Below are 21,877 nucleotides of genomic sequence, written 5' to 3' on the forward strand. Positions count from 1 at the left end.
TTATCGAGTATTGCTGGTCAGATTTACACGTATTGCTCCCAGGGGCGGCCAACAGATCGATAGCACTCTGTTCCAGGAGTGATACCAGGGCGCGTACCCGATCTTTGCGCCCCGCAAGTCAGGCATCAGGCAGACGATCATTTGTGAGGGCTTAGTGATAGGTGACTTAGCCGCCGGTCGCACGATGGCCAGGATGGTACCGGGTCGAAACAGGTGTTCCGGTTTGCCAGCCTGGCCGAGGTGAATACCGGCGTTGTTGCAGTAGCCAGGTTCATCACGGCTTTTTGCATCCCGGCGGTCTGTATAGTCCTGCATTGCCTGCCAGGTGGTTGCGTAGGGCTGCAGGCCAAGCTGGCGGATCAGGAGGGATTTGCTCACAGTTCTATAGCGCCATCACGACCTTTTCATGGGCGGTGAGGTCGAGGTAGATCGCATCCAGTTGAGCCTTGCTGCTGGCCTGTATGGTGACGGTGACTGAAACCCACTTGCCTCCCTTGCTGGAGCGTGATTTGACCGCGCCCTCATGCAGGTTGGGGACGTGGCTCCTGATCATCTCCACCACCAGCAGATCGAAGCCGGGTTCCGCCCTACCCATAGCCTTGATGGAAAAGTCACAGGGGAACTCCAGCAGCGTCTCTGACTCATGTGCGTCTTTCATCATTCCAGCCATAACAGGGCGCTGTCTTTGGCGCGTTGCCAGAGGCTGCCCTCCGGGATCTCGTCAAGTGCAATCAGTGGAACATTGGCAACCTCTTTGTCATCCAACGTGATGCTGACCCGCCCAAGCTCCGCCCCCTTGTGGATCGGCGCCATGATCTTCGGATTCACCTCCATACGGGCACTCAGGTTCTTGTACTGCTTGCGGGGAATAGTGACCTTCAGGTCGCTGCCCAGTCCCAAGGGCAATGATTCGCGATCGCCTTTCCAGATGCGTACCCGGTTGAGAACATCCCCTGTGCCATAAAGTTTGTGTGTCTCATAGAAGCGGAAGCCGTAGTTGAGCAGGGACTGACTTTCACTGGCTCGGATCTTTATACTGTTGGTACCCATTACCACGGAGACCAGACGCATCTCTTCGCGTTTGGCCGATGCAACGAGACAATACCCGGCGGCTTTCGTGTAGCCGGTTTTCATGCCGTCCACGCTCTTATCCCGCCACAGCAGTTTGTTGCGGTTATGCTGCTTGATCTTGTTGAAGAGAAAGGATTTCTCTTGATACCACTCGTAGTACTCCGGAAACTCCCTGATCGTGGCAATGGCAACCTTGGCGATGTCCTCAGGGGTGGTGTAGTGATCCTCGTCCGGCAGGCCCGTGCTATTGGTAAAATGGCTGTCGAGCATGCCCAGGCGTTGGGCGTGATTGTTCATCACTTCGGCGAAGGTGGACTCACTGCCGGCGATGTGTTCCGCCAGCGCCACGCAGGCATCGTTGCCGGACTGGATGATCATGCCCTTGATCAAGTCCTCGAGTCTGACCCGCTTGCCCACTTCAATGAACATCTTTGAACCGCCGGTGCGCCAGGCCTTTTCGCTGATCAATACTTCCTCGTCCAGGCGGATATTGCCCTCCTTGAGTTCGCGGAAAACCGCATAGGCGGTCATGATCTTGGTCAGGCTGGCGGGTTCGAGTCGCTGCCCTGGGTTTTTGTTCGCCAATATCTTGCCGGAGTCGAAGTCGATCAGCAGATAGCCGCTGGCAGTGAGTTTCGGCGGGGTTGGGATCGGCTGCTTGGCAAGTGCGGCAGTGGCGGGGAGGAACCAGCAGAGGATCAGGATATAGAGCAGGGAGAGTCTTGAAAACTTCGCAGACATGGGATTACCGGGTTTGTGAATTGGGAGGGGTCGGAGTCAAATTTGATGGGTATCGCGGTGGTGAAACCTTGTTGCTTCAATCAAATTTGACTTCGACCCCTATGGAAAATTCTGGCCAATAAATTGATCCGCTATTTTATAGACTGCGGAACAGGACGCAAACCACTGTGGGTGGATGCATCTACTGGATCACGACATGGGTATTGCTGATGCCCAGCCCATCGAGACGCCTGCTCAGGCTGTCGGTGCCATCCACACCGGAAATCGGGCCGACCTGAACCCGGTAGACCAGTTGATCGGCGCTTCTGCCCTCCAGTACCCGCACATTGGTGTTGAGATCGCTTTGCAGACGGGACTGCAGCCGGTCTGCGTTATCCCGGCTGCCAAAGGCGCCGACCTGGAGATAGAGACGGGTTGCCTCTGTTGCCACGGATTCGACCGATGACGCCGGTGAAGGTTCCGGTTCGCCTGGAGTGAGTGCACGCACCTCCACCAGACCGGTGCCACTGCCAATGATGCCGAGCTTGTGGGCTACGGTGTAGGAGAGATCGATCAGCCGGTTGTCGTGAAAAGGACCCCGGTCGTTGATTTTAAGCACGACACTGCGGTTGTTACGCAGATTGGTGACACGGGCATAGGTTGGTAGCGGCAGGGTTTTGTGGGCGGCGGTCATGCCGTACATATTGTAGGTTTCGCCGCTGCTGGTGCGTCGGCCGTGGAATTTTTTGCCGTACCAGGAGGCGATGCCCCGTTCCTGGTAGCCCTTGCTGCTCTGCTTCGTGTAGTAACGCTTGCCGCGTACGACATAGGAGCTGGGGTTGCCGTAGCGGCTGCGGCTTTCGAATTTCGGTATCGCGTCGGGGATGCTGTCGATGTCCACCGGCGGGGCAGCCGACGGGCCGCTGTCGACGATATCCTGCTCGATGATGGAGGGGCCGATGGAACAGCCGGCCAGCGCTGTGAGCAGGCTGAGGGCAGCGAGGTTGATGGTCGTGTGCTTAGCGCTCCTCATGATTCAATACCCATCCTGTCGTCTAAGTTGCTGGCGGGGGTGCGCCCATGGCAGCCTGACGGGCCGCCTTGATCTCCTGACTGAGCTGGTAGACTGCCATCGCATAGAGATTGCTGTGATTGTAGCGGGTAATGATGTAAAAGTTATGCAGCCCGAACCAATATTCGTCCCCGTGTTTGCCTTTTAGCAGGATCAGGCTCGACAGCGCCTCCGGTTCCGGCAGGATCAGACCGTCCGGCCGCAGGCCGGATGCCATCAGTTCAGAGACCGGTATGCTGGGTTTCATCCCCGCCTGAACATATTTCTCATGGCGCTCTTCGCTCCTGGCCTGCTGGGTGATCATCTCACCCCGTCGCCAGCCGTGGCGTTTGAAATAGTTGGCCACGCTGCCGATCACGTCGGCATCGCTGTTGTGCAGATCGCGCTTGCCGTCTCCGTCGAAGTCCACTGCGTAATGCCGGTAGCTGCTGGAGATGAACTGGGGTTTGCCCATTGCGCCTGCGTAAGAGCCTTTGGCGGTTGCCGGGTTGATATCCTCCTCCCGGCTGAGCAGAAGAAACTCCACCAGTTCACTGCGAAAAAACTTGGCGCGTTTGGGATAACCGAATGCGAGGGTGGTGAGGGAGTCAAGCACCCGGTAGCGGCCGGTGTGCGCGCCGTAACGGGTCTCCACACCGATGATGGCAACCATGATCTCCGGCGGTACCCCATAGGTCTTTTCTGCCCGTTCAAGTAGCGCCTCGTGTTCTTTCCAGAATTTCACCCCGCCATCGATGCGGCCTTTTTTCAGGAAGATGGGACGATATTCGCGCCACTCCTTCGATTCCGCTGGACGGGTGATCGCCTTGATGATGTCTTCCCGAAAGTGGGTTCCGGCGAGCAGGTTCTCCAGTTTCTCAGCGGAAAAGCCGTGTTTCTGTGCCATCTCGGCAGCAAACGCCTTAAACGTTTCGCGAGGGATGCGGTCGGCGCCTTGGGCGCTGGAGACAGCGAGAGTAAGCAGCAGGCTGGTACAGAGTATTCTGAATGTCTGTTTCATGTGTCAGGTCGGCAAAAGTTTGCGATGAGTGTGGATGGACATGAGGATACCGAACCCGGCGAGAATGGTCACCAGTGAAGTCCCTCCATAGCTGATCAGTGGCAGCGGCACACCCACCACAGGAAGCACGCCGGATACCATGCCGATGTTGACGAAGAGATAGACGAAAAAGACCAGGGTCAATGCGCCGCTCAGCAATCGGCTGAAGGTGTCCTGTGCCTGGGTGGCGATATAGAGTCCCCGCAGGATAATGAAAAAATAGAGGGCCAGCAAGGCGGCTACACCGATCAGTCCGAACTCCTCGGAGATGACGGCGAAGACGAAATCTGTGTGGCGTTCCGGCAGGAACTCCAGGTGGGACTGGGTGCCGTTGAGCCAGCCCTTACCTGTCAGTCCGCCGGAACCTATGGCGATCTTCGACTGGATAATATGGTAACCCGCGCCCAGTGGGTCGTTCTCCGGGTTGATGAAGGTAAGCACCCGCCGTTTCTGATAGTCGTGCATGAAAAACCAGATCACCGGTCCAAGCGCCGCCATGGAGGCAGCAAAGAGGCTGATCAACTGCCAGCCGATGCCGGCGAGGAAGAGAATGCAGATGCCGGCGCTCGCTACCAGCAGGGCGGTGCCCAGGTCGGGCTGCTTGGCGATCAGCAGGACAGGGATCAGGGTCATGATAGCGGCGGCCAGCAGGCGTCGCCGTTTCGGCGGCAGGCGTTTCTCCGCCAGATACCAGGCGATCATCATGGGCAGGGCCAGCTTCATCATCTCAGAGGGTTGAAAGCGGAAGAAGCCGAGATCGAGCCAGCGTTGCGCCCCCTTGCCGGTCTGACCGAAGAGGATGACCGCTACCAGCATCAGTACGCCGGCGATATAGAGCCAGGGCGACCAGCGGCGCAGATGGGTGATGTGTAACTGGGCCAAAATAATCATGACACCGAAAGCTATGCCCAGACGGATTAGCTGGCGTTGGATCAGTGCCCACTCCTGATCCCCCGCGCTGTAGAGGATCAGCAGCCCCACGCCACTGAGCAGCATCAGTCCGGTAAGCAGCGGCAGGTCAAGGTGAAGCCAGGCCAGCAGGCCGGTAGGCCGGGCGGGTTGTGACTCATGGGTAAAGGATATGCCGGTCATGGTATGTACTCCATCAATACAACCTTGTTGGAGTGCTAGCCTCCTTGAGCAGGTAGCGATCCAGTACCTTGCGGGCGATGGGGGCGGCCACAGAGCCGCCGTGGCCACCGTTTTCGACGATCACCGCTATCGCAATCCTGGGTTCCTCCACCGGCGCGAAGGCGATGAACAGGGCATGGTCGCGTTTGCGTTTCTCCACCGTCTTTTCATCGTACTCTTCATCCTGCTTGACGGTGAAGACCTGTGCGGTACCGGTCTTGCCTGCGATGCTGTAGTGGTCTGAGCGAATGCGCCGGGCGGTGCCGCGCATGCCTTCGACCACCTGCTGCATTGCGTGGATGACCTGCTCCCAGTGCTCTGGGTCCACCTGTGTGAGTTGGGTGCTCTCCATTTGGGTTACTTGCCTGGTGCCATCCGGCAGATCGATGCTTTCGACCATCCGCGGGCGGATGCGTTGGCCGCGGTTGGCCAGGGTTGCGGTGGCGCTGGCGAGCTGCAGCGGTGTGGTGAGGAAGTAACCTTGCCCGATGCCGGTGATCAGCGTCTCGCCGGGGTACCAGGGTTCCCGCCGGGCTTTGCGTTTCCATTCGCGGCTGGGCAACAGCCCGGATCGTTCGCCTGTCAGGTCGATGCCGCTTCTGCTGCCAAAGCCGATTGTGGTGAGAAAATCGTGCAGGCGGTCGATGCCGAGAGTTCTGGCAAGTTCATAGTAGTAGACGTCGCAGGACTGGATAATGGCATCCTCCATCGCCATCTGGCCATGGCCGGTTTTTTTCCAGTCCCGGTACTTATGCTCGTGCCCGGGCAGCTGGTAGAAACCGGGGCAATAGGTCTGCTGATTGAAACTGACGACGCCGGTCTCCAGCCCCGCCAGACCGATGAAGGGTTTGATGGTTGACCCAGGCGGATATTGGCCGCGGATGGCCCGGTTGAAAAGGGGTTTGTCCAGTGAATCACGTAACGCCGTATAGGCCTTGCTGCTGATGCCCTCGACAAAAAGATTGGGGTCGTAGCCGGGTTTGCTGACCAGCGCCAGTACCCCGCCGGTACGGGTGTCGATAGCGGCCACGGCGCCGCTGTAGTCTTTCAGTGCCTCCAGGGCGGTCGCCTGTAGATCCATGTCGAGAAACAGGTGCAGGTTCTCACCGGGCTGCGGCGGCTGGGTTTCCAGTACCCGCAGTACCCGCCCCTTGGCATTGACCTCCACCTGCTGCAGGCCGACGCTGCCGTGTAACTGGGTTTCATAGGTCCTCTCCACACCGTTTTTTCCGATGTGGGTGGTGCCGCTGTAGTTCGAAGTGTCGATCTGCTGCAGTTCCTGCTTATTGATGCGGCCCACATAACCCAATACGTGCGCGGTCTGCTCTTGCAGCGGGTAATCCCGTAACAGTTTGGCCTGAACATCGACCCCCGGAAATCTATGCTGATTCACCGCAAATCGTGCTACCTCCTCATCACTCAGTCGAACACGGATGGGGATGCTGTCGAAACGCCGCCGTTGCTGACGCAGTCGCTTGAAGCGTTTTCGGTCATCCTCGTTGATGGGAATGATCTCCGACAGTGCCTGGATCGTGGTCTCGATGTCCGGTGTCTTCTCCGGGGTGATATCGAGACTGTAGGCCGGCAGATTCTGCGCCAGGATGGTGCCATGACTGTCGTAGATCAGTCCGCGGGTGGGTGGACGGGGTTCCAGTTTGACCCGGTTATCCTGGGAGAGTGTGGTGAAATGCTCATGGTTCAATACCTGCAGGTAGAGCAACCTGGTGAGCAGCAACAACAGCGTCAGTGTGACGATTATTGCAGCCACAATGATCCGTCCCATGAAGAATTGGCTTTCGAAGAGGTGGTTCTTTATCGATAACTGGTGCACGGGCAGGGTCAGCGGACGCGGAAACGGCGGCGGATATCGCGCAGGATGATGTAGATCCAGGGCCAGAGCAACATGCCCACCACCGGCGTCGCCCAGTACCAGAGAGTGGGCGCCGGATAACCCGCGGCCCCTGTGGCCCAGATTGCCAGCAGGCGCTCCACCAGCAGTAGCACAAAGATTGTGAATATCTGCTGGCGCAGAGGCAGCACCCGCACCCGACGGTGCAGTTTGAGGGTCAGATAGGCGACAAGGGCGAGTCCAAAGGCGTGTTGCCCCAGCAGGGTGCCGGTGAGGACATCGAGGAGAATGCCGGTGAACCAGCCGACACCTACGCCGTAACGTTCCGGCAGTGCCATGCACCAGTAGATCAGGATCAGCGTGACCCACTGTGGACGGTAATTGATCGCCCATTCAGGCAGGGGACTCACCGTAAGGACAAAACCGAGGGCGAGGGTGAGGTAGACGATATAACTCCGTCTCGGCTGCTGGGCGATCATTGCCTTACCTCATCAGGATCAGCAGTGGATTCGGGACTCACTGCGGCTTCCTGCAATAGGTCATCGGGATTCAGTGTCCAGACCAGCAGTACCTCCCGGATACGATCCAGATGGGCGGTTGGGCGGGCGGATACCGTGGCGAAATGTTGTCCAGGTTCGTGACGGACATCGGTGATTTCAGCGACCGGATAACCCGGAGGAAAGCGTCCGCCCAACCCGGAGGTGACCAGCAGGTCTCCCGGCCGGATGTCGGCATTGTTCGGCAGATGGGGCAGTTCGAGTTGGTTGATCAGCCCGGTACCCAAGGCGATGGTGCGCAAGCCATTGCGATTGACCTGTACCGGCAGGGCGTGCCGGGCATCGGTGATCAACAGCACAGTGGAGGTAATGGGATCGGTATGGATGACCTGGCCAACCACAGCATGGGCGTCCACCACCGGCTGGCCGTTGAAAGTGCCGGAGGTGTCGCCTTTGTCGATGATCACCTGCTGGCTGAATGGGTTCTGCTCCACTGCAATCAGTTCGGCAATCAATACCCGTTCGCCGATCTTGAAGGTGGAGTCTAGCAGCCCACGCAGCCGCATGTTTTCCGCCTCCAGGGCCTCGAATTTCAATAGTCTGCCACGCAGCTCCAGATTCTCCCGGGAGAGGCGCTCCCGATCCGTCTGGATCTGCACCCGGGTCGAGAAGGCATTACCCATCTCCTCCACCAGGGAGGCAGGAAGGGTGGCGAGATACTGTATCGGATAGAGGGCGACCGCGAGCGCCGAGCGCAGGGTCTCCAAATGGTTCTGCCGATGGTCCAGTACCATCAGGACAATGGAGAGGATCGCCGCGCCGAGCAGGCGGGAGGTGATCGATGGTCCCTGTGTGAAGATCGGTTTGATGGCTGGTAAACCCTTTTCCAGATTTGCCCCAATACTCGGTCAGAGCATAGGAGATGCGCCCCGCCGCGATCATACCGTGGGTTTCGCGGCGGGGCGCATCTCCTGTGGATGACATGGCCTGACTGGCTCCCCGCCGGGGGTGGGCGGGAAACGATTTATTCGAAGGAGAAGAGGTCCCCGCCACGTTCATCGATCAGTTCAAGGGCGCGTCCACCGCCACGGGCAACGCAGGTCAGTGGATCTTCCGCGACTATGACCGGCAGGCCGGTCTCTTCCTGCAGCAACCGGTCGATATCCTTCAACAGTGCCCCGCCGCCGGTGAGCACTATGCCCCGTTCCGCCACATCTGAACCCAGCTCGGGAGGTGTCTGCTCCAGAGCGGTGCGAACGGCGCCGACAATCCCCGCGAGGGGCTCCTGCAGCGCTTCAAGGATCTCGTTGCTGTTGAGGGTGAAGCTGCGAGGGATGCCCTCAGCCAGATTGCGTCCCTTGACCTCAATCTCTCTCACATCGTTGCCGGGATAGGCAGAGCCGATCGCAATCTTGATCCTCTCGGCGGTGGCATCGCCGATGAGGGTGCCGTAGTTGCGCCGTACATAGCTGATGATCGCCTCGTCGAAACGGTCGCCGCCGACCCTCACCGAGTTGGCGTAGACGATGCCGTTGAGAGAGATGACCGCGACCTCTGAGGTGCCGCCGCCGATATCCAGTACCATGGAGCCGCGCGCCTCATCCACCGGCAGGCCTGCCCCGATCGCTGCGGACATGGGTTCTTCGATAAGATAGACCTCACGCGCCCCCGCTCCCGCTGCCGACTCCTTGATCGCCCGCCGTTCCACTTGAGTCGAACCGCAGGGCACACAGACCAGAACCCGCGGGCTGGGCCGGATGATGCGGCTTTCATGCACCTTGTGAATGAAGTACTGCAGCATCTTCTCTGTGACGGTAAAGTCGGCGATCACACCCTCTTTCATGGGGCGAATGGCGGTGATGTTGGACGGAGTGCGCCCCAGCATCTTTTTCGCGTCCTCGCCGACCGCAACTACGGATTTTGCCCCTCCGGGGCCGCGGTCCTGCCGGATGGCCACAACGGAGGGTTCATTGAGCACGATACCCTGGCCGCGAGCGTAGATCAGCGTGTTGGCAGTACCCAGATCGATGGAGAGATCGTTGGAAAACATTCCACGTATGCGTCGGAACAGCATAAATATTCTTCGTATGGCAGTGGGTTATGAGAAATCGGGCTATCGGAGGCGACAGGGTGGCAGGATGCCTGACCCTGATCCGAATAACCAGAAGAAACCGTCAAAACGGGTAATTTAACAATGGCGGGGGTATTGAGCAAGAAAACCGGGTCGCAAAATTCACTTGGGAGGGAAAAGTTACAGTTGCTGGAAACGGTCTATACTTACCATAAATCCCAAGTAAAAAGCTGGGGTATTAGGTGAGTTTATGCCGAAAATCATTTGCAGGAGGTTATTATGACAATGCCGAAACCAACTGAAGTAGAGAAACTGAGCCAGGATGTCTGCATGCGGGAGATCCCTCTGTCGGAGATGGGGGTGTCGGAAGCAGACGATTACATCCTGAACTATTGTGGTACAGAGTTTTATGCAAAACAGGCAGAAAATGAGGCGAAAAAGCAGAAAAAGTAGTGATTCGAACAGATAAGTATTTATCTGTCCGCTTTTTGCTGTGTGAGCGACTTCTATCAGGCCGGGTTTTCCACCCGGCTCCGTTCGTGCCCGGCTTGCAGGTTTTCTTCTCCAAACGATATCCACTCCAAAATGGCATATCTTGAGTAAAAAACCATCGTCCCGGATGGTTTCTCCTCTGGACGGGCATGTCCCTTGTCCTGAACTCATCGAGACAGAAGATCATTGATCGCAACCAAGTTGCGGCTGATCTCTATTGGTCACAACCCCCCCGCTGTGGCCTGCGCAGAATTCCCTGATGGCATTAAAGTTCCACCAGCCAATGCCGATACCCAACCCATGCATATTCGCTTTTTCAGCCTGTTATCGCGCCAATTTCATAGCAGATCATGGGTTTTTCCTTGCAGACTGGGTACCCACGGCGTGTTTGAGAACCCGTAGCAGATCCCCGCACGCAAAGGAACAATATGCAGTTGTCCGAAAAGACCCCGTCCATTCCACCCACCGATCCGCTGCTGGCCGGCAAGCGGCTCAAGCAGTTGCGGCTGCGCGTGGTGCTGGGAATGCTGGTTACCAGCATTCTGATTGGTACGGTCTCCACACTGCTGCTCTATCGGTCTCAGGCCGAACAGCTGGAAACAGCGATACTGTTCGAAGTGGCACTGCAGAAGACCGCTATCAAATCAGAGATCTCCCGGCTAAAAAATCTTGCAGCACAGATCACCAGCCGCAGCCGCATCCGTCAGGAATTGGAAAAATACCGAAATGGCCTGATCGGACTGGATGCACTGAGTGCCTTTACCCGTCCCAAGCTTATGGATGCCCTGCGTATGGCGCCGGACATGGTTGGCATCAGTCGTCTGGGTAACGATGGCAGGTTGTTGATAGAGGTTGGAGAAGCCATTCCGGAATCACTCAGGCCTGTGGGTTTTCGCGCTGACGCCATCCATCTCGGGAAACCTGGGCTAGTCGACGGTCGGCAGCGGCTGGTTGTCAGCGCGCCCATCATCAACCCAAAAGGCGACAAAGTCGGGATCGATCTGGTGGTGTTCGATACACATCATATCAGCGAAACCATTCAGGACTTTACCCGGCGCCAGCAGAGTCGTGGCAGTGTACAGATTGGTATCCCGGGTCCTGCGGGTGTGGAATATTATTTCGCCTCCGGTGATGCTGGGATATCAGACATCAGAGACTTTCTTGATCAGGAAATGCACGAGGCCCTGGGCGGGATCATAGAAGAGCTGCATACCGTTGAGACTGCCGACGGGGAGAGCATCATCGTTCACCAGAAGATCGGCAATTCCGCCTGGGTCTTGCTGTTTTTTGATCAGGCGAATGATTTTTATGCGCCCGCGCAAACACATGCCGCCTATGTCGGCTTCTCTGTGTCGATTCTGGTGTTGATCGGTATCTTCCTGACCCTGCGCCTGGTACGCCCTCTGGTGGACCACGTCTCGCTTGAAAACGATCGAAACAGAAAGCTGTTGGACAAGGTGCAAGTCAGCGAAGAACGTCTGCAATCAATTCTGGATAACACCTCTTCAGTTATCTATCTGAAAGATTGCGATGGCAAATACCTGCTGATCAACCGACGATTTGAAGAGCTGTTCCACTTATCCCGCGAGGAAATCTTCGGCAAGACCGATTATGAAATATTCCCCAAAGAGGCTGCCGATGCCTTCAGGACCGTTGATAATAAGGTACTTGAGACAGAGGAACTTCTGGAACTTGATGAACAGGCGCCGCACGATGATGGTATTCATGATTACCTCTCGATCAAGTTTCCCCTGCATGACGTAACAGGCAAAATCTACGGCCTATGCGGAATCTCCACAGACATTACAGCGCGTAAACGACTTGAGCAGCGTGAACAACTTCGCCTGAAGATCCTGGAAAAGATGGCGCAGGACGAGCCACTGAAACCCGTGCTGGAAACGCTGGTACAACTGGTTGAGTCAGAAATGCAGGGTGCTCTGTGCTCTGTCCTTCTGCTGGACGAATCAGGACAGCACCTGCTCAATGGCGCCGCCCCCAATCTGCCGGATTTCTACAATGAGGCAATTCACGGCACCAAAATCGGCAGTGGTGTCGGCTCCTGCGGGACAGCCGCTTACGAAAACCGCCAGGTGATTGTTGAGGATATCCAGCAGCATCCCTATTGGCAGTCTTATGCCGAACTGGCAGCACGGGCCAATCTGGCGGCCTGTTGGTCAGAGCCCATTCGTGATCGCCAGGGCAAAATATTGGGCACTTTTGCACTCTACTACCATGAGCCGAGGGCGCCACAGGCCTCTGAGATCGAGCTCATCACCCAGCTCGCACACCTGGCGGGTATCGCAATCGAACACCATGCCAACGAGAAGGCGCTACGTGCCAGTGAAGAAGGCCTGCGCGCCGAAAGAGATTTTGTCGATGCGGTGGTGGAAGCGGCCGGCTCGATAATCGTCGTCATGGAGCGGGATGGAAAAATCGTCCGTTTCAATCATGCCGCAGAGGAGATTACCGGGTTTTCATTTGCAGAGTTGCAGGGTCAGCCAATTTGGGAATACCTGATTCCCGAAGAGATCCGTGAGGACGTTGAAGGTGTCTTCAATAATCTTACCACCGGTAATATCGTCGGCAGCTACGAAAATGAATGGCTGATGAAAGATGGTTCACGCCGCCTGTTTCATTGGCGTAATACCGTACTGCAAGACACAGATGGCAAGGTCACTTTTGTAGTCTCACAGGGCTACGACATTACCGATATACGTAAAACCCAGCGGGCACTTGCCCTGCATAAGGACAAACTTGAGCATCTGGTGAAAGAGCGTACCGCCGAGCTGGAAGAGATTACCGCTTATAACCGCACACTATTTGAAACCACGCCCATTGGTCTGGTCCTGTGCGACATGGATGGCAGACTGGTGGATGTCAACCCTGCCTACCTGAGAATCATCGGCTATGACGAAAGCGAGGCCAAAACGCTTTCGTATTGGGATATCACCCCGCATGACTTTGAGCAAGAGGAAGCCTTGCAGCTTCAGGCATTGCAGGAGAGCGGACGCTACGGTCCCTATGAAAAGGAGTACCTGCACAAGAGTGGAAAACGCGTTCCGGTACGCCTCAATGGTCAGCTGATCGAGCAGCATGGCAGGCAATACATCTGGTCTTCAGTGGAAGATATTTCACAACGCAAGCGAATGGAAAATGCCCTGCGCGAGAGTGAGGCAAACCTGGTGCAGGCGCAGACCATCGCGCATCTGGGCAGCTGGCATCTGGATATCCTTAACGACCAGCTGAACTGGTCAAAGGAGACCTACCATATCTTTGGCATGGAAGTGGATTCTCCGGTCAGTCTGGGTAATTTTGTCGCCGCCCTTCATCGTGAGGATACCGACCGGGTACTGGATGCATGGGATGCCGCACAGTTGGGTGCCCCCTACGATATCGAACACCGTATTATTGTGGACGGCAAAGAAAAATGGGTAAGGGAGCGGGCAGAGATCCACTTAAATGACCAGGGAGAGGCGATCTCCGCGCTAGGCACAGTGCAGGACATCAGCAGTCTCAAGCTGGCAGAACACGCCACCCAGACGGCGCTGGCTGAGGCCCAGCGCCTGGCAAGGGTTCGCAGTGATTTCGTGGCAAACATGAGTCACGAGATTCGTACCCCACTGAATGGGGTGCTGGGTCTGGCGAAGATGGGTGAGCGGGGAGTTACCGCTGAGAAAGCACAGGAGATATTTGCACGGATCAATCTCTCTGGCCGGCACCTTTTGCAGGTGGTCAACGACATTCTTGATTTCTCCAAGATAGAGGCGGGCAAGCTGGTGATTGAAAACCGCCCCCTCGACTTGATTGCCTCAGTGGATAGAGCGGCCAGTCTGGTAAAGAGCCAAGTGCAGGATAAGGGATTGTCGTTTCATCTCGATTTTGCCGATGGATTGCCACTATGGGTGAAAAGCGATGCGCTGCGACTGGAGCAGATCCTGCTCAATCTGTTGTCCAATGCCGTCAAGTTTACGCAGCAGGGCGAGATCAGGCTGACTGTCGAGGCACAGAATCAAACCCTGTTGTTTCGGGTAAGCGACACAGGAGTCGGGATGGCCGAAAGCCAGCTGGCCCAGTTGTTCCAGCCTTTTGAGCAGGCTGACAGTTCCACTACCCGCCGTTTTGGTGGAACCGGCCTGGGCCTGTCGATCAGTATCAATTTGGCCAGGATGATGGGGGGCGATATCCAGGTAAAAAGCCGTTTGGGCAGTGGCAGTGAATTTATTCTGCATCTGCCTCTGGAACCTGCCACAGCTGTGCCTGATGCAGCAGCGCAGGCAATTCCAGCAAGTGGCCAACGTCTGCGGGGGATACGCCTGCTGGCCGCAGAGGATATCGAGGTCAACCGGCTGATATTGGCCGATCTGTTCGATCAGGAGGGTGCTCAGGTCGTATTTGCCGAACACGGACAGCAGGCGCTGGATCTGCTGCAGGAACAGGGAGAAAATGCCTTTGATGTCGTGCTGATGGATATTCAGATGCCGGTCATGGGCGGCTATGAGGCAACGCAGCGGATACGCGAACTGTCGGCGAAATTACCCGTAATCGGACTGACCGCACATGCGCTGGCTGAAGAAAAGGCCCGCTGCCTGGCATGCGGGATGGTCGGCCATGTGGCGAAACCCATAGATGCAGATGAATTAGTCAAAACCATTCAACAGCATGTTTCGAGCAGTGTTGCAGATTTGCTTTCTCATACCACAGCGGAGTATCCGTTGTTGAGTGAGAATCTCTCTGACCAACCCACTCACCAGGATGGGGATCCCCCGGTCGATTGGGAGGCGCTACGCAAACGCTATCGCGGGCGTGAAGACTTCATCACGAAACTGGTGAAAACTGCGCTCAACAGCTGTAAGGAAACGCCGGATAAACTGCGTCAGGCGATGCATGCTCACGACAGCACTCAATTGAGTTTTCTCGCCCACGGCCTGAAAGGTATCGCAGGCAACCTGGAAGCAGACAGAATGTATCAGCTGGCTACACAGGTCGAGATCAATGCGAAACAGGGTGGCACTGCAACAGATCCCGTTGCCGGCGAACTGGCGGCAGCTCTGGAAAAGGTGTTGGCTGCACTTGTCGAACAAGTCGACGTGACAGCTATATAAGCCCAGTGTCATGACAATACATCAATGGTTAGAATAGAAAAATGAGCGGAATCCATCTGCCTTTATCTCTCTGCTCGCGACTTGTCGGGATCGCCTTAACCGGCGTGCTGGTTCTCTCCCTGTTTGTTTCCGTTGCTGCAGCCGAGGGGCTTCTGGTTGTGGTGCAGCAGGATTCGCAAGTCACCACCCTGACCCGGGAGGAGGCGGCCAACCTCTTTTTGGGCCTGGGATCGACCAACTCCCGGCTGATCCCCTTTGATCGGAGTGAACAGCCGCTGCGTGAGCGCTTTTATCGTGAAGTCACCGGCTTGTCGGCTGCCAGTGTGCGTGCTCACTGGGCCAAGCAGGTATTCACCGGTCGTGGCCGCCCTCCCGCTCGTATATCGAAAACGGACGTAACACAGGTGCTCAACGATAAACCGGGCGCCGTTACCTATGTTGCAATCGACCAGCTGCCTGCTCACAGTAGGGCATTGCTGTCCACGGAACAGGGAGAGCAGGAATGAACCGACAATTTGCACCCGCTGGGCATAAGTTTCGTTTGAGCAGAGAAGTTGCTCAACTCAGCTTTACACCGCAAGGGCATAAGTTTCGTTTGAGCAGACGAGCTGCTCAACTCAGCTTTACATGGAGCAAGTTATTACTCGCAGCAATCCTGTTGACTTTGAGTCGCTCCGGTTTTGCGATTGAAACCTATGTTGGAGGTTTCGGTACGGCAAGTCTCTCCTGTTTCAGCAGCGATACGGCCGACTACGTCATCAATGATCAGCCTGAGGGACCAGGCCGGACCAGACATTGTGATGCCGGAATCGATTCCACGTTGGGCGTACAACTCGATCTGGGTTTGAGCGAATCGGTTGATTTCGCTCTGCAAATCGTTGCCGACCGCAACGTAGAGCGCAACTTCAAGCCAGATGTTACTTTGGCCCAGTTGCGTTGGCGACCCACCGACGCTTTGACTCTGCGACTCGGACGCATGCCTGCCAGCGCCTTTCTGCATGCCGAAAACCGCCAGGTGCGCTACGCAATGCCTTGGGTGCGACCTCCGCTGGAGGTCTATGGCCTGCTGCCGGCCTTTTCCCAGGATGGGTTGGAGATCATAAACGAGGGCAGTTTCGGCCGCTGGCAGACAGAGTGGCACGGGGGTATCACCCGAATCGCCTTTGATGTGGCGGCATCCAACAGCAGGGAAACTTTTCCTATCGAGGCGGATGGCGCTTTCCTGAACCTGATGCTGCAGGATCGCAATACGCAGCTCAAACTCGGCTATGGCTACAGTAAAACAAGCTTTGCAAGCGCTGATGTCGAGGCGCTTTTCGGTGCGCTGAGCGCTCTGGTATTGCCGGACGGTGCGCAACTGGCCGATGATCTGGCTATCGATCAGGCCGCAACACATCTGTTTGGTCTCGGTATGAGTCATGAGCAGAACGACTGGCTGGTCATGGCTGAATTCGGTTTCCGCTCCATCGAAGGCTTCTTCCGCGATCAGTATGGCGCTTATGTCACCCTGGGCAGACGGTTCGGCCCCTGGATGCCCTATTCAACCCTCGCCCGGCGCTGGACCCGTGGCCCGGACAGCGACAGTCGCGCCGGATTCCTGCAGCCACAGGTAGACGCGGTATTGGCCTCCAGCCGCTATGATACAAGCAGCCTGGCGCTGGGACTGTCACGGGAAATCACCGAACAGACCACACTCAAGTTCCAGGCCGACTGGATTCAGCCGGATAAAAACAGCTGGGGCCTCTATTACAACCACGCACCGGACTACGATTATGCCAATCCTGATAGCGACTGGCTGTTTACCCTGAGTCTGGATTTCATCTTCTGAGGTAATAAACCTTGTTCCATCACCGCTCAACTTCTCTGCGCTTCCAGATGATAGCCGGTATCGTCCTGGTGCTATTGGTCCTGGTCATGGTGGAGACTGTCAGCATGCGGCGCGCAATGGAGTCGGAGGCCGTGGAACATCTGCGTGATGAGCTGTGGAAGACCTCTAAATTGCTGAACCTGGTTGTGGTCCCGCATACCACACCCGAGGGCATGAAGACCCTGCGCGCTTATCTGAAAGAGCTGGTTACGGGCGATGGAGAGGGAATCGTCTATCTTGCCCTGCTGGACGAGAATAACAGCGTCCTGCTGCAGACGCGTGATACGCCTGACCCCATGCCCCCCGTCTGGGACCAATCCGGGCCGCTGCCCGACGCGCCCGTTGTGCATGCGGTTCAGCCCATCCTGTTGAGTGGGAATAGGATCGGTGTACTGCATTTTGGTTTGGATATCTCGTCAATCAGAGAAACGCATGCCAAGATTCAGAGGGAACAGTTGCTGTTGCAGGCGGGAGGGCTGGGGATTGCCCTGATCCTGCTGATTTTCTTCGAGAGGCGTATCAATACCCGGCTTAGGCGGTTGATGCTGGCCAGTCAGGCCCTTGCAGTAGGAAACTACTCGGAGAGAGCGCCCGAGTCCGGCCCGAAAGAGCTGGCCCAGCTCGCGCGCGATTTCAACAGCATGGCGGATGCCGTGGCCGAACGCACTGCGGCGTTACAGGAGAATGAGAGTAAATATCGTGGGATATTTACCGAATCAGTAGCTGCAATATATGTTTTCGACAGGGACAAAAACTTCATCGACACAAACGAGGCAGGCATTGAATTATTGGGGTACTCCAGAAACGAACTGCTTAACATGAGTATTCCAGAAGTTGACGCAGATTCTGGTGCTGTTCAGCCCGCCCAGGAACACCTCCTTGCCGGGGGAAGGATTGTCAATTTCGAGCACAGACTGGTGCGTAAAGATGGGCGCATCATTACTGTACTAAACAACTCCAGGCCAGTGATTGATTCAGACGGTGAGGTTACTGGCATGCAAAGCACGCTGATTGACGTTACCGAGCGCAATAAAATTGAGCACTCGCTTCAGGATCGTGAGCGGGAACTCGACACAATCATTGAAAACATTCCCAACATGCTTTTTGTCAAGGATGCGAAAGAACTTCGGTTTGTCCGTTTCAATCAGGCAGGTGAAACACTGCTTGGGATGCCTCGCAAGGATCTTATCGGCAAGAATGACTATGATTTTTTTCCGCAGGAACAAGCCGATTTCTTCACCGAAAAGGACCGGGAGGTGTTGGAATCGGGAAAGCAGTTGGATATATCCGAAGAGCCTATTGAAACACCCAAAGGAACACGGATTCTGCACACCCGCAAGACTGTCATTCGAGGTAAAAATGGCGAAGCCAAATTCTTACTCGGAATCTCGGAAGACATCACAGAGCGTAAGCGAACGGAACAGGAGTTGGAGAACCACCGTCTGCATCTGGAAGAGCTGGTGGCCGAACGCTCAGACAGTCTGGCACGCGCCGAGGCAATTGCCCATGTGGGCAGCTGGCATGTGGATATGGCCAGTAGTCAACTGACCTGGTCCAGCGAGACCTATCACATCTTCGGGGTTCCCGTCGGCGCACAGGTGAGCCTGGCGGACTTTGTCGGTTTTGTTCATCCGGATGATAGTGATCGCACCATGGCCGCGTGGCGTGATGCTTTGAAAGGCGCCCCCTACGACATCGAGCATCGCATTCTCGTGGAAGGCAAAGCCAAGTGGGTGCGAGAACGTGCCGAAATGGTCTTTGATGCTCAAGGTCAGGCCATAACCGCCCACGGCGCCGTGCAGGACATCACCGAGCACAAGGCTGCCGAACAGGCGATGACTGATGCGAAAGAGAGGGCTGAAGCGGCTGCAGGGGCGAAATCGGAGTTTCTCGCCAACATGAGTCACGAGATCCGCACGCCACTGAATGCCGTACTGGGGTTGGCCAGAATGGGGCAGCGCGATAGTAAGGAGTCAGAGAACAGGGATAGATTCCATCATATCCTCAACTCCGGGCAGCACCTGCTGGGCATCCTCAACGACATCCTCGATCTCTCCAAACTGGAGTCCGGCAAGGTCAAAGTGGAGAACCAACCCTTCAAGCTGGTCGCAACCGTGAAGGATGCTGTCAGTCTGGTGGCGAGCCAAGCCGGAGAGAAGGGGTTGGCATTCTCCCTCCATCTTGACCCTGCGCTTCCAGCCTGGGTGGCGGGCGATTCACTGCGATTGCGCCAGATACTGCTGAACCTGTTGAGCAATGCGCTCAAATTCACCAAGGAGGGCAGGGTGCAGTTGCAGGTTGCCTGCCAGGGTGAACTGACCGGTTTCAGTGTGATTGACACAGGTATCGGCATGAACAGTGAGCAGATCTCGCGCCTGTTTACACCTTTCGATCAGGGCGACACATCCACCACGCGACGTTTTGGCGGCACTGGTCTGGGACTCGCCATCAGCAATAATCTGGCTAACCTGATGGACGGGCATATCAGCGTAAAAAGTGAGCCGAACAGGGGCAGTACCTTCACCCTCTGCCTTCCATTGGAGGAGACGGCTCCCGATACTGAGCGTGAGATCCAGAATCCGGGGATAACAGGTTCCCGTCTCAAGGGTGTTCATGTGCTGGCGGCGGAAGATGTGGAGATGAACAGGCTCATCCTCAAGGATACGCTTGAACACGAAGGTGCCCATGTGGTTTTCGCCGAAAACGGCTATCAGGCGTTGGAACGCTTGAAGGAGCTGGGAGTCACCGCGTTTGATATCGTGTTGATGGACGTGCAAATGCCTGTGATGGACGGTTACGAGGCGACTCGACGTATCCATAAGCTCACCTCTGCGCTACCGGTGATCGGGCTTACCGCCCACGCGCTGGGAGAGGAGCGGCAGCACTGTCTTGCCACCGGCATGGTGGAGCATGTGACCAAACCCTTCGATGCCGATGAACTGATTGCCGCGATACTGCGACAGTTGAAGCAGCCGAGACCAGCTATGGTATCGGAGGCGCCTTCAACACCTGCACAAGAGGCTGGGCCTAAACCGGTAACCAAGTCTGCGGCGGAAACACCGCCAGATTCCCTGCCTGGCATCGACTTGGTCGACGGCTTGCAGAGATTGCGCGGCAGATGGTCCTCCTATAAAAAGGTACTCCTGATGTTTCGACAGCAGCACAGTGCCAGCGCGGACAAGATGGCGTCGTTGCTGGAGCAGGGGGATATTGAAGAGGCCAGGCTGCTGGCTCACCGGCTCAAGGGTACTTGCGGCAATGTTGGCGCCAAACGGCTCTCTGAGCAGGCTGCGGCCATAGAAGCGGCTTGCAATGCGAATGACCCGGAGAAGACGGCGGCGGCTCAAATGGCTGCATTTAATGCCGGTTTGAAAGAAATCATGGATGGTCTGGCGATGTTGGATGAGTGATAGGAGAAGCCCCAGCTGGCCAGATACCCTGCCAACAGCTTCGGCGGCAGTTCTATCGGTGCAGACGTCCGCTCGCAAAAAGGGAAATATGGAAACGGATCGGTTTGAATGCTCCAGTTTCAGGTACATGTAGGGTGCGGCAGGGATAAGTCTGCTGCACATTGAGAAATCGAATTACTATACTTTAATTATGTTTCAAGGTAACAAAAAAACAGTTCTCCAAATAGTGCTACTGGTGCTGTTGGTTTTAATTTCTGCCTTTGCTTATATGCACTACGATGTTTCAGAAGAGATGCGTTATGTCACTTCTGAAAAATGTCAGGAGTGCCACAGTAATGAATACAATTCATGGCGTGAAAATACGCTTCACCCCTACATGTTTCTTCCAGTCAGTTCTCCTGATGCCAAAATTTTAGGTGACTTTGACAGCGGAGACCCTGCTGTCACCTTTAAAAAAGAGGATATTGAGTTTGTACTCGGCAGCAAATGGGAGCAGGTTTACGCCCGTATGATTGACGGTGAATATTACCCGTTTCCAGCCAAGTGGTATGTCATGCAGAATCGCTGGGTTCCTTATAAAGTCAATGACTGGCATGAGACACCTATGTCATATAAATGCAATGGCTGTCACACTACGGGTTTTGACCCGAACACCCTTGAGTTTGCAGAATTCGGCATTGGTTGCGAGGCCTGCCATGGCCCCGGAAGCCGCCATGTCCAGCATGAAACCACTGAGCATACAAAACCCTGCAATATCTGTCATGAGGGTGAGAGTTCTGAAAATGAGAGCGAGGAGGCTGGAGATATCATTCGCTCTGTATCTCCTTCAGTCTGCGGTCAATGCCATAACCGCGGCACGACTGCGAGCGGAGATGTTATCAAGGGAACTCAGTTCAATTTCCCTACAGGATTTAAACCCGGTGATGACCTGAGCAAAACCACTTTTGATCCATCTACCCCTGACAACGATATAAAGGGAAAAAACTGGTGGGGCAACGGACTCTCTAAAAATCGTCATCAGGAATTCAGCGATTGGAATAAATCCAAACATTCCAAAGCCCTGACTAAACTACTGGAAAGCCACCAGGGTCAAGAGAGTAAACGTGGCCCACTAACCAAAGAGTGCTTGCAATGCCACTCCACTGATTATCGTCATGCCAGTGAGGGTGATAAACCTGATCTGAACAGTGCCCGCTTTGGTATTACCTGTGTTTCCTGTCATGAGCCGCATGGTCATGACAAAAAACAGCCCGGCTTCGGAGATGGAGCAACAGTGTGTGGAAGTTGTCATGTAATGCAAATGGCACAAAATGAAGAACGCCATTTTCCCTGTCCTTCTGAACAGGTTGGCTGCCCCAGTTGTCATATGCCCCGTATCGTAAAAACCGGTGGTTTCTTCAGTTTGCGCAGCCACGCTTTTAAAGTCGTCAAACCCAAATCATCAAAAGGAAACAAGATGCCCAACTCCTGCCAGAATGCAGGATGTCATTCAGACAGAACCCTGGACTGGGCAATTAATGCCTATGATGATTTTTATGGCAAAGAAAAATAAACAA

Annotated in this window: 16 protein-coding genes; 6 read left to right on the forward strand and 10 right to left on the reverse strand. The window is 55.7% G+C overall.

Features of this window, described 5'->3' with window-relative positions; translation table 11 throughout:
• From G9Q73_RS02270 to G9Q73_RS02315, 10 genes are all read right to left on the reverse strand, one after another.
• Window positions 1-378, reverse strand: a complete 378-nt coding sequence (locus G9Q73_RS02270) for a lipoate--protein ligase family protein (protein WP_177418308.1) — start codon at window positions 376-378, stop codon at window positions 1-3.
• A 4-nt stretch (window positions 379-382) separates the two neighbouring features.
• Entirely contained in the window at window positions 383-658 is a 276-nt protein-coding gene (locus G9Q73_RS02275; protein WP_177421208.1) for a YbeD family protein, read from the reverse strand.
• The gene (locus tag G9Q73_RS02280; RefSeq protein WP_177418309.1) at window positions 658-1,812 is read right to left on the reverse strand and encodes a D-alanyl-D-alanine carboxypeptidase family protein; all 1,155 of its coding nucleotides are present in this window, start codon (window positions 1,810-1,812) and stop codon (window positions 658-660) included. Before G9Q73_RS02280 ends, G9Q73_RS02275 begins: the two co-directional genes overlap by 1 nt.
• A 181-nt stretch (window positions 1,813-1,993) precedes the next feature.
• On the reverse strand, window positions 1,994-2,824 hold the full coding sequence (locus G9Q73_RS02285) for a septal ring lytic transglycosylase RlpA family protein (RefSeq protein ID WP_177418310.1): 831 nt from the start codon (window positions 2,822-2,824) through the stop codon (window positions 1,994-1,996).
• Between the two features lie 22 nt (window positions 2,825-2,846).
• The gene (gene mltB / locus G9Q73_RS02290; protein ID WP_177418311.1) at window positions 2,847-3,863 is read right to left on the reverse strand and encodes a lytic murein transglycosylase B; all 1,017 of its coding nucleotides are present in this window, start codon (window positions 3,861-3,863) and stop codon (window positions 2,847-2,849) included.
• Between the two features lie 3 nt (window positions 3,864-3,866).
• A complete protein-coding gene (rodA, locus tag G9Q73_RS02295) occupies window positions 3,867-4,994 on the reverse strand; it encodes a rod shape-determining protein RodA (RefSeq protein WP_177418312.1) in 1,128 nt (375 codons plus the stop codon).
• Window positions 4,995-5,007: 13 nt separating this feature from the next.
• On the reverse strand, window positions 5,008-6,816 hold the full coding sequence (mrdA, locus tag G9Q73_RS02300; protein WP_177418313.1) for a penicillin-binding protein 2: 1,809 nt from the start codon (window positions 6,814-6,816) through the stop codon (window positions 5,008-5,010).
• 56 nt (window positions 6,817-6,872) lie between these two features.
• Window positions 6,873-7,361, reverse strand: a complete 489-nt coding sequence (gene mreD / locus G9Q73_RS02305) for a rod shape-determining protein MreD (protein WP_177418314.1) — start codon at window positions 7,359-7,361, stop codon at window positions 6,873-6,875.
• Window positions 7,358-8,281, reverse strand: coding sequence for a rod shape-determining protein MreC (gene mreC, locus G9Q73_RS02310; protein ID WP_369408932.1), 924 nt, complete (start codon window positions 8,279-8,281; stop codon window positions 7,358-7,360). The genes mreD and mreC overlap by 4 nt, the downstream gene beginning before the upstream one ends.
• Before the next feature lie 122 nt (window positions 8,282-8,403).
• Entirely contained in the window at window positions 8,404-9,453 is a 1,050-nt protein-coding gene (locus G9Q73_RS02315; RefSeq protein ID WP_281397541.1) for a rod shape-determining protein, read from the reverse strand.
• A 282-nt stretch (window positions 9,454-9,735) separates the two neighbouring features.
• On the opposite strand from G9Q73_RS02315, the gene G9Q73_RS02320 reads away from it, so the two are divergent.
• From G9Q73_RS02320 to G9Q73_RS02345, 6 genes are all read left to right on the forward strand, one after another.
• The gene (locus tag G9Q73_RS02320; protein WP_246344926.1) at window positions 9,736-9,903 is read left to right on the forward strand and encodes a DUF3330 domain-containing protein; all 168 of its coding nucleotides are present in this window, start codon (window positions 9,736-9,738) and stop codon (window positions 9,901-9,903) included.
• A 467-nt stretch (window positions 9,904-10,370) separates the two neighbouring features.
• Window positions 10,371-15,044 (forward strand): PAS domain S-box protein, encoded by a 4,674-nt coding sequence (locus tag G9Q73_RS02325; RefSeq protein WP_177418316.1) that lies wholly within the window; start codon window positions 10,371-10,373, stop codon window positions 15,042-15,044.
• Between the two features lie 41 nt (window positions 15,045-15,085).
• Window positions 15,086-15,550 carry a phosphate ABC transporter substrate-binding protein gene (locus G9Q73_RS02330; protein WP_177418317.1) on the forward strand — a complete coding sequence of 155 codons (465 nt, stop codon included), beginning with the start codon at window positions 15,086-15,088 and terminating at the stop codon, window positions 15,548-15,550.
• Window positions 15,547-16,872 carry a hypothetical protein gene (locus tag G9Q73_RS02335; protein ID WP_177418318.1) on the forward strand — a complete coding sequence of 442 codons (1,326 nt, stop codon included), beginning with the start codon at window positions 15,547-15,549 and terminating at the stop codon, window positions 16,870-16,872. The genes G9Q73_RS02330 and G9Q73_RS02335 overlap by 4 nt, the downstream gene beginning before the upstream one ends.
• 11 nt (window positions 16,873-16,883) lie before the next feature.
• Window positions 16,884-20,321, forward strand: a complete 3,438-nt coding sequence (locus G9Q73_RS02340) for a PAS domain S-box protein (protein ID WP_177418319.1) — start codon at window positions 16,884-16,886, stop codon at window positions 20,319-20,321.
• Between the two features lie 190 nt (window positions 20,322-20,511).
• Window positions 20,512-21,873, forward strand: coding sequence for a multiheme c-type cytochrome (locus G9Q73_RS02345; protein WP_177418320.1), 1,362 nt, complete (start codon window positions 20,512-20,514; stop codon window positions 21,871-21,873).
• Window positions 21,874-21,877 lie beyond the last annotated feature (4 nt).

The organism is endosymbiont of Lamellibrachia barhami, from assembly GCF_011947365.2.
Classification (GTDB): Bacteria; Pseudomonadota; Gammaproteobacteria; order Chromatiales; family Chromatiaceae; genus QGON01.

What these genes read in the sequence shown, in the direction of transcription:
- G9Q73_RS02275 (WP_177421208.1), bottom strand. Translation starts at nt 658, where the DNA reads ATGAAAGACGCACATGAGTCAGAGACGCTGCTGGAGTTCCCCTGTGAC.
- G9Q73_RS02280 (WP_177418309.1), bottom strand. Translation starts at nt 1,812, where the DNA reads ATGTCTGCGAAGTTTTCAAGACTCTCCCTGCTCTATATCCTGATCCTC.
- G9Q73_RS02285 (WP_177418310.1), bottom strand. Translation starts at nt 2,824, where the DNA reads ATGAGGAGCGCTAAGCACACGACCATCAACCTCGCTGCCCTCAGCCTG.
- mltB (WP_177418311.1), bottom strand. Translation starts at nt 3,863, where the DNA reads ATGAAACAGACATTCAGAATACTCTGTACCAGCCTGCTGCTTACTCTC.
- rodA (WP_177418312.1), bottom strand. Translation starts at nt 4,994, where the DNA reads ATGACCGGCATATCCTTTACCCATGAGTCACAACCCGCCCGGCCTACC.
- mrdA (WP_177418313.1), bottom strand. Translation starts at nt 6,816, where the DNA reads ATGGGACGGATCATTGTGGCTGCAATAATCGTCACACTGACGCTGTTG.
- mreD (WP_177418314.1), bottom strand. Translation starts at nt 7,361, where the DNA reads ATGATCGCCCAGCAGCCGAGACGGAGTTATATCGTCTACCTCACCCTC.
- G9Q73_RS02315 (WP_281397541.1), bottom strand. Translation starts at nt 9,453, where the DNA reads ATGCTGTTCCGACGCATACGTGGAATGTTTTCCAACGATCTCTCCATC.
- G9Q73_RS02320 (WP_246344926.1), top strand. Translation starts at nt 9,736, where the DNA reads ATGCCGAAACCAACTGAAGTAGAGAAACTGAGCCAGGATGTCTGCATG.
- G9Q73_RS02325 (WP_177418316.1), top strand. Translation starts at nt 10,371, where the DNA reads ATGCAGTTGTCCGAAAAGACCCCGTCCATTCCACCCACCGATCCGCTG.
- G9Q73_RS02330 (WP_177418317.1), top strand. Translation starts at nt 15,086, where the DNA reads ATGAGCGGAATCCATCTGCCTTTATCTCTCTGCTCGCGACTTGTCGGG.
- G9Q73_RS02335 (WP_177418318.1), top strand. Translation starts at nt 15,547, where the DNA reads ATGAACCGACAATTTGCACCCGCTGGGCATAAGTTTCGTTTGAGCAGA.
- G9Q73_RS02345 (WP_177418320.1), top strand. Translation starts at nt 20,512, where the DNA reads ATGTTTCAAGGTAACAAAAAAACAGTTCTCCAAATAGTGCTACTGGTG.